This is a genomic window from Pseudomonas sp. JE3303, from assembly GCF_056312565.1.
The window spans coordinates 218151-231403 of the sequence record NZ_JBWGIF010000004.1; the positions used below are offsets into that span (position 1 = coordinate 218151).

General features: G+C 64.2%; 11 protein-coding genes. 8 read left to right on the top strand and 3 right to left on the bottom strand.

The window, feature by feature from the left end; all coding sequences use genetic code 11:
• Positions 1 to 101: 101 nt before the first annotated feature.
• Positions 102 to 845, bottom strand: a complete 744-nt coding sequence (locus AC0ZZU_RS08000; protein WP_476339965.1) for a TOBE domain-containing protein — start codon at positions 843 to 845, stop codon at positions 102 to 104.
• A gap of 57 nt (positions 846 to 902) precedes the next feature.
• Positions 903 to 1640, bottom strand: coding sequence for a ComF family protein (locus AC0ZZU_RS08005; RefSeq protein ID WP_476339966.1), 738 nt, complete (start codon positions 1638 to 1640; stop codon positions 903 to 905).
• Positions 1641 to 1729: 89 nt separating this feature from the next.
• On the opposite strand from AC0ZZU_RS08005, the gene bioB reads away from it, so the two are divergent.
• The 7 genes from bioB (at position 1730) to AC0ZZU_RS08040 (ending at position 10439) form a co-directional block, all read left to right on the top strand.
• Positions 1730 to 2788: a biotin synthase BioB gene (gene bioB, locus AC0ZZU_RS08010; RefSeq protein ID WP_476339967.1), complete on the top strand. Its 1059-nt coding sequence runs from the start codon at positions 1730 to 1732 to the stop codon at positions 2786 to 2788.
• A 2-nt stretch (positions 2789 to 2790) separates the two neighbouring features.
• Positions 2791 to 3963, top strand: coding sequence for an 8-amino-7-oxononanoate synthase (gene bioF / locus AC0ZZU_RS08015; protein WP_476339968.1), 1173 nt, complete (start codon positions 2791 to 2793; stop codon positions 3961 to 3963).
• Positions 3956 to 4687, top strand: a complete 732-nt coding sequence (locus AC0ZZU_RS08020) for an alpha/beta fold hydrolase (RefSeq protein ID WP_476339969.1) — start codon at positions 3956 to 3958, stop codon at positions 4685 to 4687. The genes bioF and AC0ZZU_RS08020 overlap by 8 nt, the downstream gene beginning before the upstream one ends.
• Positions 4680 to 5504 (top strand): malonyl-ACP O-methyltransferase BioC, encoded by an 825-nt coding sequence (gene bioC / locus AC0ZZU_RS08025; protein WP_476339970.1) that lies wholly within the window; start codon positions 4680 to 4682, stop codon positions 5502 to 5504. Before AC0ZZU_RS08020 ends, bioC begins: the two co-directional genes overlap by 8 nt.
• 1 nt (position 5505) lies before the next feature.
• Positions 5506 to 6186 carry a dethiobiotin synthase gene (bioD, locus tag AC0ZZU_RS08030; protein ID WP_476339971.1) on the top strand — a complete coding sequence of 227 codons (681 nt, stop codon included), beginning with the start codon at positions 5506 to 5508 and terminating at the stop codon, positions 6184 to 6186.
• A 292-nt stretch (positions 6187 to 6478) separates the two neighbouring features.
• Positions 6479 to 8284 carry a phenylacyl-CoA dehydrogenase gene (locus tag AC0ZZU_RS08035; RefSeq protein ID WP_476339972.1) on the top strand — a complete coding sequence of 602 codons (1806 nt, stop codon included), beginning with the start codon at positions 6479 to 6481 and terminating at the stop codon, positions 8282 to 8284.
• A gap of 376 nt (positions 8285 to 8660) precedes the next feature.
• On the top strand, positions 8661 to 10439 hold the full coding sequence (locus AC0ZZU_RS08040) for an acyl-CoA dehydrogenase C-terminal domain-containing protein (protein WP_476339973.1): 1779 nt from the start codon (positions 8661 to 8663) through the stop codon (positions 10437 to 10439).
• 226 nt (positions 10440 to 10665) lie between these two features.
• Here the strand turns inward: AC0ZZU_RS08040 and AC0ZZU_RS08045 are convergent, their stop codons facing one another.
• Entirely contained in the window at positions 10666 to 11592 is a 927-nt protein-coding gene (locus AC0ZZU_RS08045; RefSeq protein ID WP_476339974.1) for a LysR family transcriptional regulator, read from the bottom strand.
• 230 nt (positions 11593 to 11822) lie between these two features.
• Between AC0ZZU_RS08045 and AC0ZZU_RS08050 the strand changes: the two genes are divergently transcribed.
• Positions 11823 to 13094, top strand: coding sequence for an aspartate aminotransferase family protein (locus AC0ZZU_RS08050; RefSeq protein WP_476339975.1), 1272 nt, complete (start codon positions 11823 to 11825; stop codon positions 13092 to 13094).
• The last annotated feature ends 159 nt before the right edge of the window (positions 13095 to 13253 follow it).

The following is a 13253-nucleotide window of genomic DNA, read 5'->3' on the forward strand; positions in this document are numbered from 1 at the left end:
TTCCTGGGGCGGAGGGGATTGGGACATGGTATCCCAATCCTGGGGTCCCGGTTGCCTGTACCGGCCCATCGCGGGCGAGTCGGGGCGCCGAACCGCCGCGCCTACACAGGTGTCCCGATCAATACATAAGACGGATGAAACTGGGCCCGCACCTCACTGCCCACCTCGACCCTGTCGGCAAACGCACACAGCGTCTGCCCATTCTCCAATCCCAGCCGCACCTCGCTTGGCCCATCGCCATCCGCCAGCACTTCCTCGACCCTGGCATTCAGACAATTGCAGCCAGCCTGCGCATCTTCTCGCGCTCCGAGCACCTGCACCCAGCCCGCCTTGAGCAACGCCACTACCCGCGCACCCGGCACCAGCTCCAGCCGCTCGGTGCTGTCGCGGGTAATCAGCGCCTCGATCTCCAGCCCTTGTGGCAGGGCCAGCCGGATCCGGTCATGACGCCCTTCATGCACGACCGCGGCCACCTCACCCTGCAATTGATTGCGCGCACTGGTGCGCAGCATCAGCCGGCCAAGCAGGTCCAGGTCGCTGTCATCGATGGCCGCCTCCAGGACCTGCGCCTGCAACGCCTGCAGCCGCTGGTAAAGACGCAATACACGCTGCCCCTCGGCGGACAACCGCGCACCGCCGCCGCCCCTGCCGCCGGTACTGCGCTCCACCAGCGGGGTGGCGGCCAGGTTGTTGAGCTCGTCGATGGCATCCCACGCCCCCTTGTAGCTGATGCCCGCAGCCTTCGCCGCGCGGGTGATCGAGCCTTGTTCGGCGATGTGCTGCAACAAGGCGATGCGTTGCGGGCGGCGGGCGATGTGCTGGGTGAGCAATAGCGGCAAGGACATGATCTGTAAGGGCTCGATCGGATACCGGACCGACGTTGCCGCCCGCCTGTGGGCAAGTCAAGTCTTGTCGGGCTTTGCAGTGCGCGCCAGGCAGTACACATCGACCCGGCGCGCACCTGCCTGGCGCAGCAGGCCGGCCAAGGCTTGCGCCGTGGCGCCGGTGGTCATGACGTCGTCCACAAGAGCCAGGTGCAGGCCATCAAGCGCTTCGTCGCGACCCAGTGCGAACGCCTCGCGCAGGTTGCGCTGCCGGGCCTTGGCACCGAGCACCTGCTGTGCCGGGGTGTCACGCGGGCGCTGGAGCAACGCCTCATCACAAGGGATGTGCAATCGGGCGCTCAGCCAGCGGGCCAGCATCGCGGCCTGATTGAAACCCCGCTGGCGCAGTCGGCCGCGTGCCATGGGCACCGGCAATAGCCGATCGGGGCGCGGCAGCCCCTGCTCGAAACGGTGCTGCAAGTCCTTGCCCTGCAGCTCGGCCAGCAGGCGGCCCAGCGGCCACTGACTGTTGTGCTTGAAGCGAGTGATCAGCGCATCAATGGGGAATCCGTAGTGCCAGAGCGTCTCGACCCGCTTGAAGGCAGGCCGCTTGCGGCGGCACTGGCCGCAGGTCAAGTCACGCATCGGCAGCGGCAGAGCGCAGATCAGGCACTGATCATCGAGCCAGGGCAACTCTGTCTCGCAGCAGGTACAGAGCGGATATGGCTGATCCGTCAGGGCATCGCACAATAAACAAGCCTGATCACTATTTGTACACTTGTAAACCAGTGATCTTAACCATGGTTGACAGTGCATGAGGCTTCCTCGACTATGCGGTCTATCCGTGATGCGCTGGCGGGCTTGTCCGTCCCTGCGCCCGACAGAGCCTAGACAAGGAAACGCCGATGAGCGCCAGCACAACTGCAACAACACGTCACGACTGGTCCCTGCACGAGGTCAAGGCGCTGTTCCAGCAGCCCTTCAACGACCTGCTGTTCCAGGCGCAATCCGTGCACCGCGCGCATTTCGATCCCAACCGCGTGCAAGTGTCGACCTTGTTGTCGATCAAGACCGGCGCCTGCCCCGAGGACTGCAAATACTGTCCACAGTCCGGCCACTACAACACCGGGCTTGAAAAACAGAAACTGATGGAAGTGCAGAAGGTCCTCGAGGAAGCGGCTCGCGCCAAGGCCATCGGTTCCACGCGCTTCTGCATGGGCGCCGCCTGGAAGCATCCGTCAGCCAAGGACATGCCCTACGTCCTGCAGATGGTCCAGGGCGTCAAGGCCCTGGGCCTGGAAACCTGCATGACCCTGGGCAAGCTGGACCGCGAGCAGACCGAGGCCCTGGCCGACGCCGGCCTGGACTATTACAACCACAACCTGGACACCTCGCCGGAGTTCTACGGCAGCATCATCACCACCCGCACCTATGGCGAGCGCTTGGAGACCCTGGCCTATGTGCGTGATGCCGGGATGAAGATCTGCTCGGGCGGGATCCTGGGCATGGGCGAGTCGCTCGACGACCGTGCCGGCTTGCTGATCCAGCTGGCCAACCTGCCGGAACACCCGGAGTCGGTGCCGATCAACATGCTGGTCAAGGTGGCCGGCACCCCTCTGGAAAACGCCGAAGACGTCGACCCGTTCGATTTCATCCGCATGCTGGCCGTTGCCCGCATCCTGATGCCCAAGTCGCATGTGCGCCTATCGGCCGGCCGCGAAGCCATGAACGAGCAGATGCAGGCCCTGGCCTTCATGGCGGGCGCCAACTCGATCTTCTACGGCGAGAAGCTGCTGACCACCGCCAACCCGCAGGCCGACAAGGACATGCAGCTGTTCAAGCGCCTTGGCATCCAGCCTGAGGCCGGCGAAGGGCACGCTGACGAAGTTCATCAGGCCGCCATCGAACAGGCCGTGGTCGAGCAACGCAGCAGCGAGCTGTTCTACGACGCCGCGTCGGCCTGAGCATGGCCTTCGACCTGGGGGCGCGCCTGGCCGAACGGCGCGCCGCGGACCTGTACCGGCAACGGCCACTGCTGCAGAGCCCGCAAGGGCCTGAGGTGGTGGTCGACGGCCAGCCGCTGCTGGCGTTCTGCAGCAATGATTACCTGGGCCTGGCCAATCACCCCGAGGTGATCGCGGCCTGGCGCGCGGGTGCCGAGCGCTGGGGTGTCGGCGGCGGCGCCTCGCACCTGGTGATCGGCCACAGCACGCCTCATCACCAACTCGAGGAGGCCCTCGCCGAGCTGACCGGGCGGCCGCGGGCATTGCTGTTCTCCACCGGCTACATGGCCAACCTTGGGGCGCTGACGGCGCTGGTGGGGCAGGGCGATACTGTGCTGCAAGACCGCCTCAACCACGCCTCGCTGCTCGACGGCGGGTTGCTCAGCGGCGCGCGTTTCAGCCGTTACCTGCACAACGACGCCGTCAGCCTGCGAAACCGCCTGGACAAGGCGGTGGGCAATACCCTGGTGGTCACCGACGGCGTGTTCAGCATGGACGGCGACCTTGCCAACCTGCCGGCCCTGGCCGCTGCAGCCCAGGCGCGCGATGCCTGGCTGATGGTCGACGACGCCCATGGCCTGGGTACCTTGGGGCGCAATGGCGGCGGCATCGTCGAACATTTCGGCCTGGGCATCGAGCAGGTGCCAGTACTGATCGGCACCTTGGGCAAGGCCTGTGGCACCGCTGGGGCCTTCGTGGCGGGCAGCGAGGAGCTGATCGAGTCGCTGGTGCAATTCGCGCGTCCCTATATCTACACTACGAGCCAGCCACCGGCGCTGGCGTGTGCGACGTTGAAGAGCCTGGAACTGCTGCGCCGCGAGCACTGGCGCCGTGAGCACCTGGCTGCGCTGATCCGTCAGTTCCGCGAGGGTGCGCTGGCGCTGGGGCTTGAACTGATGGAAAGCGTGACCCCGATCCAGCCCATCGTCATCGGCGACAGCGCGCGGGCGATGCACCTGTCCCGGTTGCTTCGCGAGCGTGGCCTGCTGGTCACCGCGATCCGCCCGCCCACCGTGCCCGCCGGCAGTGCGCGGCTGCGGGTAACCCTGAGCGCCGCGCACAGCGAGGCGCAGGTGCAGCTATTGTTGAATGCATTGGCCGAGTGTCACCCACTGTTGGAGACTGCCGATGCGTAACCGTCTTGTCCTGCTGCCCGGCTGGGGCCTGGGGACCGCTTCCCTGGAACCGCTGGCCGCCAGCCTTCGCGCCCAGGACCCACACCTGCAGATCGAACTGGTGTCTTTGCCTGAGCTGGCCGAGGCGGATCTCGGTGCGTGGGTCGACTACCTGCACCGCAAGCTGCCTACCGATACCTGGCTGGGCGGCTGGTCCCTCGGCGGCATGCTGGCAAGCCTTCTGGCCGAGCGTCGCGGCGATCATTGCTGCGGGCTGCTTACACTTGCCAGCAACCCAAGCTTCGTGGCCCGGCCAGACTGGCCCCACGGCATGGCGCCCGACACCTTCGCGACATTCCTGGACGGCTGCCGCAGCCATCCTCAGGTCACCCTCAAGCGTTTTCGCAGCCTGTGCAGCGAGGGCGCGCAGACGCCGCGCAGCCTGATGCGCCTGCTCGGCGTAGGGGTACCCGACACCGACCCGCTCTACCTGGCCAACGGCCTGCGCGTACTGGAGCAGCTTGACACCCGCGGTGCTCTGGAGCGCTATGCAGGGCCGCAGTTGCACCTGTTCGCGGGCAACGACGCCCTGGTGCCGGCCGAGGCTGCGCAGGCGTTGAGCGACCTTTTGCCAGACGTCGAAGTCGGCCTGGTCGAAGACAGCGCCCACGCCTTCCTGCTGGAATATCCCCAGGAGCTGGCGACGGGCATCAAGAGTTTCTTGCATGAGAGTGGCGATGACTGATCTTTCCCGGCCCACGCCGCCCGGCGCTTTGCCTGACAAGCGCCAGGTGGCCGCCTCGTTTTCCCGGGCTGCTGCCAGCTATGACAGCGTCGCGGCTTTGCAGCGCGCGGTCGGCGAGGCGTTGCTAGGACAGTTGCCTGCCGGTCTGCAGCCCGGCAGATGGCTCGATCTGGGCAGCGGCACCGGCTATTTCAGTCGGCAACTGAGCGAGCGTTACCCGCAAGCGTCGGGCGTTGCGGTGGACATTGCCGAAGGGATGCTGCGCCACGCCCGCAGCGCAGGCGGCGCGCAGCACCACGTGGCCGGCGATGCCGAACGTCTGCCGCTGCGCAATGCCAGCATCGACGTGGTGTTCACCAGCCTTGCGGTGCAGTGGTGCAGTCAGTTTGGCGCGGTGCTCGAGGAAGCGCACCGGGTGCTGCGCCCCGGTGGCCTGCTGGCGTTCAGCAGCCTGTGCGTCGGCACCCTGCAGGAGCTGCGTGACAGCTGGCAGGCGGTAGACGGACTGGTGCACGTCAACCGCTTCCGGCGATTCGAGGATTACCAGCGCCTGTGCGCCGACAGCGGTCTGCAGGTGCTCGATCTGACGCGTCGGGCCGAGGTCCTGCATTACAGCGACGTGCGCGACCTGACCCATGAGCTCAAGGCGCTCGGCGCCCACAACCTCAATCCTGGCCGTCCCACCGGCCTTACAGGGCGCGCCCGCATGCAGGCCTTGCTGAAGGCCTATGAAGGCTTTCGCCAGCCTCAGGGACTGCCAGCCACCTATCAGGTGGTCTATGGTGTCTTGCGCAAGCCATTGGCGGGAGGAGAGTGAAATGAGCCGGGGATACTTCATCGCAGGAACAGACACCGATGTTGGCAAGACCACCATCGCCGCTGGCCTGTTGCATGCCGCGCGTCTAAGCGGGTTGAGCACGCTCGGCGCAAAGCCGGTCGCCTCCGGTTGCACGCTGACCGGCAAGGGGCTGCGCAACGCCGATGCCCAGGCGTTGATCGCCGAAAGCTCGGTGAAGTTGCCTTACGAGCAGGTCAATCCCTTTGCCTTCGAGCCTGCCATCGCGCCGCACCTGGCCGCGCGGGAGGCGGGAGTGACCTTGAGTGTTCAGGCGCTGCTCGACCCGATGCGGGAGGTGCTGGCCCAGGGCGCCGATTTCACCTTGATCGAAGGCGCGGGCGGCTGGCGGGTGCCACTGTCGGGTCAGGCTAGCCTGTCGGACCTCGCCATCGCCCTTCAGCTGCCGGTGATTCTTGTCGTAGGGGTCAGGTTAGGCTGTATCAGCCATGCCTTGCTCAGCGCGGAGGCGATTGCTCACGATGGCCTGCCACTGGCGGGCTGGGTGGCCAACATCATCGAGCCGCGTACTTCTCGCCTGGAAGAAAACCTCGCCAGTCTGGCCGAGCGCCTTCCTGCGCCCTGCCTCGGGCGGGTGCCCAAGCTCCGGCCAGCCACGGCTGATGTGGTCGCGACGCACTTGCAACTGGACCTGCTGGACTAGCCCGGTCTATCAGCTGGCATAAAGCTATTAGTCTTTTCAACGGGTCATCCTGGCCCATCACTGCTTTAATCAGGGCAGTTCGCCTCTGCGCGACATGGCGTATGGCAATCGCATGCGGGCAAATCCGTGTGGCACAAACGCCATTTTCTGTGGCGTGAAAACCCTCCCCGCTTCCTTGACTTCGGCTACGCTAAAACGTAAGTTTCAAACAACTGTTTGACCGAAGGCCGCCAAGAGCTGGTCGGTGTAATGCGGTCTCCCTAACCGGACTTATCAGCTGAGGTTCATCGCTATGCCTGATTACAAAGCCCCCTTGCGTGATATCCGCTTCGTCCGCGACGAACTGCTCGGCTACGAAGCGCATTATCAAAGCTTGCCGGGTTGCCAGGACGCTACGCCCGACATGGTCGATGCGATCCTCGAGGAAGGTGCGAAATTCTGTGAACAGGTGCTGGCCCCGCTGAACCGCGTCGGCGACCTGGAAGGCTGCACCTGGAGTGAGTCGGGCGTGAAGACGCCGACCGGCTTCAAGGAAGCCTACGCGCAGTTCGTCGAAGGCGGCTGGCCGAGCCTGGCCCACGATGTCGACCATGGCGGCCAGGGCCTGCCAGAGTCCCTGGGGCTGGCGATCAGCGAGATGGTAGGTGAGTCGAACTGGTCGTGGGGCATGTACCCGGGCCTCTCCCATGGCGCGATGAATACCCTGTCTGCCCATGGCACCGAAGAGCAACAGCATACTTACCTGAGCAAGCTGGTGACTGGCGAGTGGACCGGCACCATGTGCCTGACCGAGCCCCACTGCGGTACCGACCTGGGCATGCTGCGCACCAAGGCCGAGCCTCAGGCCGATGGGTCATACAAGGTCAGCGGTACGAAGATCTTCATCTCGGCCGGTGAACACGACATGGCCGACAACATCGTTCATATCGTCCTTGCTCGCCTGCCCGATGCACCGGCTGGCACCAAGGGCATCTCGCTGTTCATCGTGCCCAAGTTCCTGCCCAACGCCGAAGGCGGCGTGGGTGAGCGCAATGGCGTGAGCTGCGGTTCGCTCGAGCACAAGATGGGCATCCACGGCAACGCCACGTGCGTGATGAACTTCGATGCTGCCACCGGTTACCTGATCGGCCCGGCCAACAAGGGCCTGAACTGCATGTTCACCTTCATGAACACCGCCCGCCTGGGGACCGCGCTGCAAGGCCTGGCCCACGCCGAGGTAGCGTTCCAGGGTGGCCTGAAATATGCCCGCGACCGTCTGCAGATGCGCTCGCTCACCGGCCCCAAGGCTCCGGAAAAGGCCGCTGACCCGATCATCGTCCACCCGGACGTCCGCCGCATGCTGCTGACCATGAAGGCCTTCGCCGAAGGCAACCGCGCCATGGTCTACTTCACCGCCAAGCAAGTGGACATTCTCAAGTACAGCCAGGACGAAGAAGAGCGCAAGAAGGCTGACGCGCTGCTGGCCTTCATGACCCCGATCGCCAAGGCGTTCATGACCGAAGTCGGCTTCGAGGCCGCCAACCATGGCGTGCAGATCTACGGCGGTCATGGATTCATTGCCGAGTGGGGCATGGAGCAGAACGTACGCGACAGCCGCATTTCCATGCTCTACGAGGGCACCACCGGCATCCAGGCCCTCGACCTGCTCGGGCGCAAGGTACTGATGACCCAGGGTGAGGCGCTCAAGGGTTTCACCAGGATCGTGCACAAGTTCTGCCAGGCCCAGGAAGGCAACGAGGCGGTCAAGGAGTTCGTCGAACCGCTGGCGCAGTTGAACAAGGAATGGGGCGAGCTGACTCTCAAGGTCGGCATGGCCGCGATGAAAGACCGCGAAGAAGTCGGTGCCGCTTCGGTGGACTACCTGATGTATTCGGGATACGCCTGCCTTGCCTACTTCTGGGCCGACATCGCCCGCCTGGCTGCCGAAAAGCTGGCTGCCGGCACCAGTGAAGAGGCGTTCTACACCGCCAAGCTGCAGACCGCGCGCTTCTACTTCCAGCGCATCCTGCCGCGTACCCGCACCCATGTGGCGACGATGTTGTCGGGTGCGGGGAACTTGATGGACATGGATGAGGAGCATTTCGGGTTGTCTTATTGAGGTGAGGTGTAGCGTGCGCTTGGGGTCTTGTGGGGGCCGCGCGAAGCGTGCGCTTGGGGCCTTGCAGTGCCCGCGCGAGGCGTGCGCTTAGGGCCTTGTGTCGCGATGCGCCGCGCGGGCGGCGCTCGATCTCAAAGGCGCCACAAGGCCCCAAGCGCACACCTCGCGCGGGCGCCACAAGGCCCCAAGCGCACGCCTCGCGCGAATCCCACAAGGCCCCAAGCACACTCCGCGAGGCCATAAATGTCTTCTGCATCTCAAGACAGTACACAAGCTGATTGCCAACTACGCTATGCATCTGCGCAATCGGTATCGTCCGAAATCACAGTGCCACGGTCCCCCGGGGCCGTCCCCGCCCTACTAGCGAGAGGTAGCCATGGCTGAATACAAAGCGCCGCTGCGCGATATGCGCTTCGTTCTCAATGAAGTCTTCGAAGTGTCTCGCCTCTGGGCTCGGATGCCTGCCTTGGCAGAGCAGGTCGACGAGGACACGGCCATGGCCGTGCTCGAGGAAGCGGGCAAGGTCACAGGCAAGTGCATCGCACCGCTGAACCGCGCCGCGGATGAAGAAGGCTGCCAGTGGGACAACGGTGCGGTGCGCACGCCGGCCGGGTTCATCGAGGCCTACAAGACCTATGCCGGAGGTGGCTGGGTAGGGGTTGGCGGGGATCCGTCCTACGGAGGGATGGGCATGCCCAAGGTAATCTCCGCCCAGGTCGAGGAAATGGTCAACGCTTCAAGCCTGTCCTTCGGCCTGTACCCCATGCTCACTGCCGGAGCCTGCCTGTCGATCAACGCCCACGCCAGTGAAGAACTCAAGCGCAAGTATCTGCCGAACATGTACGCCGGCACCTGGGCCGGTTCCATGTGCCTCACCGAGCCACACGCCGGTACCGACCTGGGCATCATCCGCACCCGCGCGGAGCCCCAGGCCGACGGCAGCTACAAGGTCACCGGCACCAAGATCTTCATCACTGGCGGTGAGCACGACCTGACCGAAAACATCATCCACCTGGTGCTGGCCAAGCTGCCGGATGCACCTGCGGGGCCCAAGGGTATTTCGCTGTTGCTCGTGCCCAAGTTCCTGGTCAATGCCGATGGCAGCCTGGGCGAGCGCAACCCGGCCAATTGCGGTTCGATCGAGCACAAGATGGGTATCCAGGCTTCAGCCACCTGTGTGATGAACTTCGATGGCGCGGTCGGCTACCTGGTCGGCGAGGCCAACAAGGGCCTGGCAGCCATGTTCACCATGATGAATTACGAGCGCCTTGGCGTGGGTATCCAGGGCCTGGCGTCAGCCGAGCGCTCCTACCAGAACGCCATCGCATACGCCCGCGACCGTCTGCAGAGCCGGGCCCCGACCGGCGCGCAGGCCACGGACAAACCGGCCGATCCGATCATCGTCCACCCAGACGTGCGGCGCATGCTGCTGACCATGAAGGCCCTCAACGAGGGCGGACGGGCGTTCTCGAGCTACGTCGCGCTGCAACTCGATACCGCGAAGTACAGCGAGGATCCGGCCGCGCGCAAGCGTGGGGAAGACCTGGTTGCCCTGCTGACGCCAGTGGCCAAGGCTTTTCTGACTGACCTGGGCCTGGAAACCACGGTGCATGGCCAGCAGGTGTTCGGAGGCCATGGCTATATTCGTGAATGGGGCCAGGAGCAGCTGGTGCGTGATGTGCGTATCACCCAGATCTACGAAGGCACGAACGGCATCCAGGCGCTGGACCTCATGGGCCGCAAGGTGGTCGGCAGCGGCGGCGCGATGTACCGGGTGTTCGCCGATGAGATTCGCGCTTTCATCGCCAGCGCCGACGGCCAGCTCGGGGAGTTCGCCAGACCACTGGGCGCCGCGCTCGACCAGCTCGACGACCTGACCGCCTGGGTGCTCGATCGCGCCAGAAGCAACCCGAACGAGATAGGCGCCGCCTCGGTCGAATACCTGCATGCCTTTGGCTATACCGCCTATGCGTACATGTGGGCTCTCATGGCCAGGACCGCGTTGGCTCGCCAGGGTGAGGAGGACTTCTACGCCGCCAAGCTCGGCACGGCCCGCTTCTACTTCGCCCGCCTGCTGCCGCGCATCCATTCCCTAGTAACTTCGGTCAGGGCTGGCAGCGAGTCGCTGTACCTGCTGGATGAGGATCAATTCTGACAAGTTTTGTAACTTGTAAGCCTTTTCCTACACGCCGTGGTGACATTTCGCCTCTATCCTACGATTGGATCCACAGGTAATCTTTCTCACATGGACGCAGCGCAGGAAGCGCAAAGGACAGGACACGGATTCGTAGGATTCCTGCCAGGGTGGCGGGGCGATAAGGATGTCAGGGAAACAGTCTGGAAAATCCCCGCTTCGGCGGGGTTTTCTTTGTGTGCGTGTTTTAAGCGCCGAGCACCTCCAGCGGTGAGACTCCCAACGGTCGGGGGTCGGATTCTTCCTCAAGCAATGTACGAAGCAGCTCGACCGAGGTCTGCTGACGTTGCGCATCGCGAAACACCAGTCCTACCTTCAGCGGCACCCTGGGTTCGCTCAACGGCTTCCACAGCAGTTCCTGCTCGTCTTCTGCAGCCTCCTTGGCCCGTCCGGGCAAGATGGTCGCCAGCGACGTATGCGCCAGACTGTCGAGAATCCCGCCCATGTTGTTCATCTCTGCCTGTACCTGGGGCCGACGGCCAAGTGCCGCCAGTTGCGATTCCCAGATTTGGCGGATCTGGAATTCTTCCCCAAGCATCAGCAAGGGCAGCTCGGCGGCTTGCTGGATCGAGACTTTCTTGAATTCCTTCAAGGGGTGGGTGTTGGGGATGACCAGTTGCAGCTCATCCTCGTACAGCAGCAGCCCATGCAGCCCAGGTTGGCGTGGGGGCAGATAGCTGATGCCGATGTCCAGCCCGCCATTGAGCAAACGTCGCTCGATCTCCAGGCCCGAAAGTTCGTAGATCTGCACCACCAGATGCGGCTGCGCCTTGCGCACCCGCTCGAGCAGGCGCGGTACCAGGCTTGGCCGCACGGTCTGGAGCACGCCGATGGCCAGGGTGCGGAGCGACTGGCCCTTGAAGTTTCCCAGTGCCTCGCGGGCCCGCTGCAAACCGTCCAGCAAGGGCAGGGCATGGTTGTAGAGGGTATGAGCGGCGAGGGTCGGCAGCAGTCGCTTGTTGCTGCGCTCGAACAAGCTGACATCGAGGCTGTGCTCCAGCTGACGGATCTGTTGCGACAGGGCAGGCTGAGACAGCGACAGGCGTTCGGCTGCCCGTCCGACATGTCCTTCTTCATACACCGCGACGAAATAACGCAGTTGGCGAAAATCCATAAGTAGCACTTATCGAAAAAGCTGGAAAAACCAAATGGCCCAAGGCCCGCTAGAGCCCTAGTCTATCCCGCATTCCGGTGCCTTGCAGGATGCGCAGAGACGTTCCTGGCCCGGACAGCAATGGATTTATAGATAGGCAAGGCAAAAAATCAGTCTTGAGCTGATCAGCAACATTTCCTGGCTTGTGACCGGGGCCTTGGCACTCGATACCGTGATTCGTTGGAGCCTGCATGAACCTGTTCAACCTGCGCCGACAGACGCCTGCTGTCGCCGAGCGCACGCCCGTTGCCGTGCCCGAGGCCTTGCCGCTGTCACGGGATTGCCTGATGCCCGGCACCGAGCGTGCCTCTCAAGTGTTTGTCCGTGGCCAGGGTTCGTGGCTGTGGGACAGCGAAGGTAACGCCTTTCTGGACTTCACCCAAGGCTGCGCGGTCAACAGCCTTGGGCACAGCCCCAGCGTGCTGGTCGAGGCACTGAGCAGTCAGGTGCAGGCGCTGATCAACCCGGGCTCCGGATTTCACAGCCGTGGCCTGCTGACGCTGGTCAACCGCCTGTGCCAGAGCACTCGCAGCGACCAGGCTTATCTCCTCAACAGCGGTGCTGAGGCCTGCGAAGGCGCGATCAAGCTGGCGCGCAAATGGGGCCAGCTTCATCGCAACGGCGCCTATCACATCATCACCGCCAGCCAGAGTTGCCATGGACGTAGCCTGGGAGCCTTGTCAGCATCGGACCCATCGCCCTGCAATCGCTGTGAACCAGGGCTGCCAGGTTTCAGCAAGGTGCCGTTCAACGACCTTGAAGCGCTGCATGCCGCGGTTGATTCGCGCACCGTGGCAATCATGCTCGAGCCAATCCAGGGCGAGGCCGGGGTCATCCCGGCTACACGGGACTATCTCCAGGGTGTCGAACGGCTGTGCCGTGAGCTGGGCATCTTGTTGATTCTCGATGAAGTGCAGACGGGCGTAGGCCGTTGCGGTGCGTTGCTGGCCGAGCAGACCTATGGCGTGCGTGCGGACATCATCACGCTGGGCAAGGGGCTGGGCGGCGGCGTGCCCCTGGCCGCCCTGCTGGCCCGCGGCACCGCCTGCTGCGCGGCGCCCGGCGAGCTCGAAGGCAGCCATCACGGCAACGCGTTGATGAGCGCCGCTGGCCTTGCGGTGCTGGAGACCGTGCTCGAGCCCGGGTTCTTCGAGCAGGTACAGGACAGCGGCCGCCACCTGCGCGATGGCCTGGCCCGCCTGGCCGGTCGTTATGGCCAGGGCGAAGTGCGCGGGCAGGGGCTGCTCTGGGCCATGCAGTTGCATGAGGACACCGCCCAGGAGCTGGTCCAGGCTGCGCTTGAGGAAGGGTTGCTGCTTAACGCCCCGCAGCCTGATGTGGTGCGTCTGTCACCGGCGTTGACGGTGAGCAGGGGCAATATCGACGAGATGCTGCTGCGCCTGGCGCGGGCTTTCACCCGGTTGCATGGCCAGCAGCAGAAGCGCCGCGTGGTGCCGGCGTGAGGTAAAGGGCCCCAGAATTGAAGAACCGTCTCGCGTTTCTGCGCATCGCCCCTGGCCTGCATTTTTTGGCCCGGGGCGTTTTTTTTGGCAGGGACAAGGGTGTGGCGGGGGCGCGGGGAACCTCTCCTGCGCCCCCGCAGTCATTATCACTACTCACCT

What these genes read in the sequence shown, in the direction of transcription:
- AC0ZZU_RS08020 (WP_476339969.1), top strand. Translation starts at nt 3,956, where the DNA reads ATGCGTAACCGTCTTGTCCTGCTGCCCGGCTGGGGCCTGGGGACCGCT.
- bioB (WP_476339967.1), top strand. Translation starts at nt 1,730, where the DNA reads ATGAGCGCCAGCACAACTGCAACAACACGTCACGACTGGTCCCTGCAC.
- AC0ZZU_RS08000 (WP_476339965.1), bottom strand. Translation starts at nt 845, where the DNA reads ATGTCCTTGCCGCTATTGCTCACCCAGCACATCGCCCGCCGCCCGCAA.
- bioC (WP_476339970.1), top strand. Translation starts at nt 4,680, where the DNA reads ATGACTGATCTTTCCCGGCCCACGCCGCCCGGCGCTTTGCCTGACAAG.
- AC0ZZU_RS08035 (WP_476339972.1), top strand. Translation starts at nt 6,479, where the DNA reads ATGCCTGATTACAAAGCCCCCTTGCGTGATATCCGCTTCGTCCGCGAC.
- AC0ZZU_RS08050 (WP_476339975.1), top strand. Translation starts at nt 11,823, where the DNA reads ATGAACCTGTTCAACCTGCGCCGACAGACGCCTGCTGTCGCCGAGCGC.
- bioD (WP_476339971.1), top strand. Translation starts at nt 5,506, where the DNA reads ATGAGCCGGGGATACTTCATCGCAGGAACAGACACCGATGTTGGCAAG.
- bioF (WP_476339968.1), top strand. Translation starts at nt 2,791, where the DNA reads ATGGCCTTCGACCTGGGGGCGCGCCTGGCCGAACGGCGCGCCGCGGAC.
- AC0ZZU_RS08040 (WP_476339973.1), top strand. Translation starts at nt 8,661, where the DNA reads ATGGCTGAATACAAAGCGCCGCTGCGCGATATGCGCTTCGTTCTCAAT.
- AC0ZZU_RS08005 (WP_476339966.1), bottom strand. Translation starts at nt 1,640, where the DNA reads ATGCACTGTCAACCATGGTTAAGATCACTGGTTTACAAGTGTACAAAT.
- AC0ZZU_RS08045 (WP_476339974.1), bottom strand. Translation starts at nt 11,592, where the DNA reads ATGGATTTTCGCCAACTGCGTTATTTCGTCGCGGTGTATGAAGAAGGA.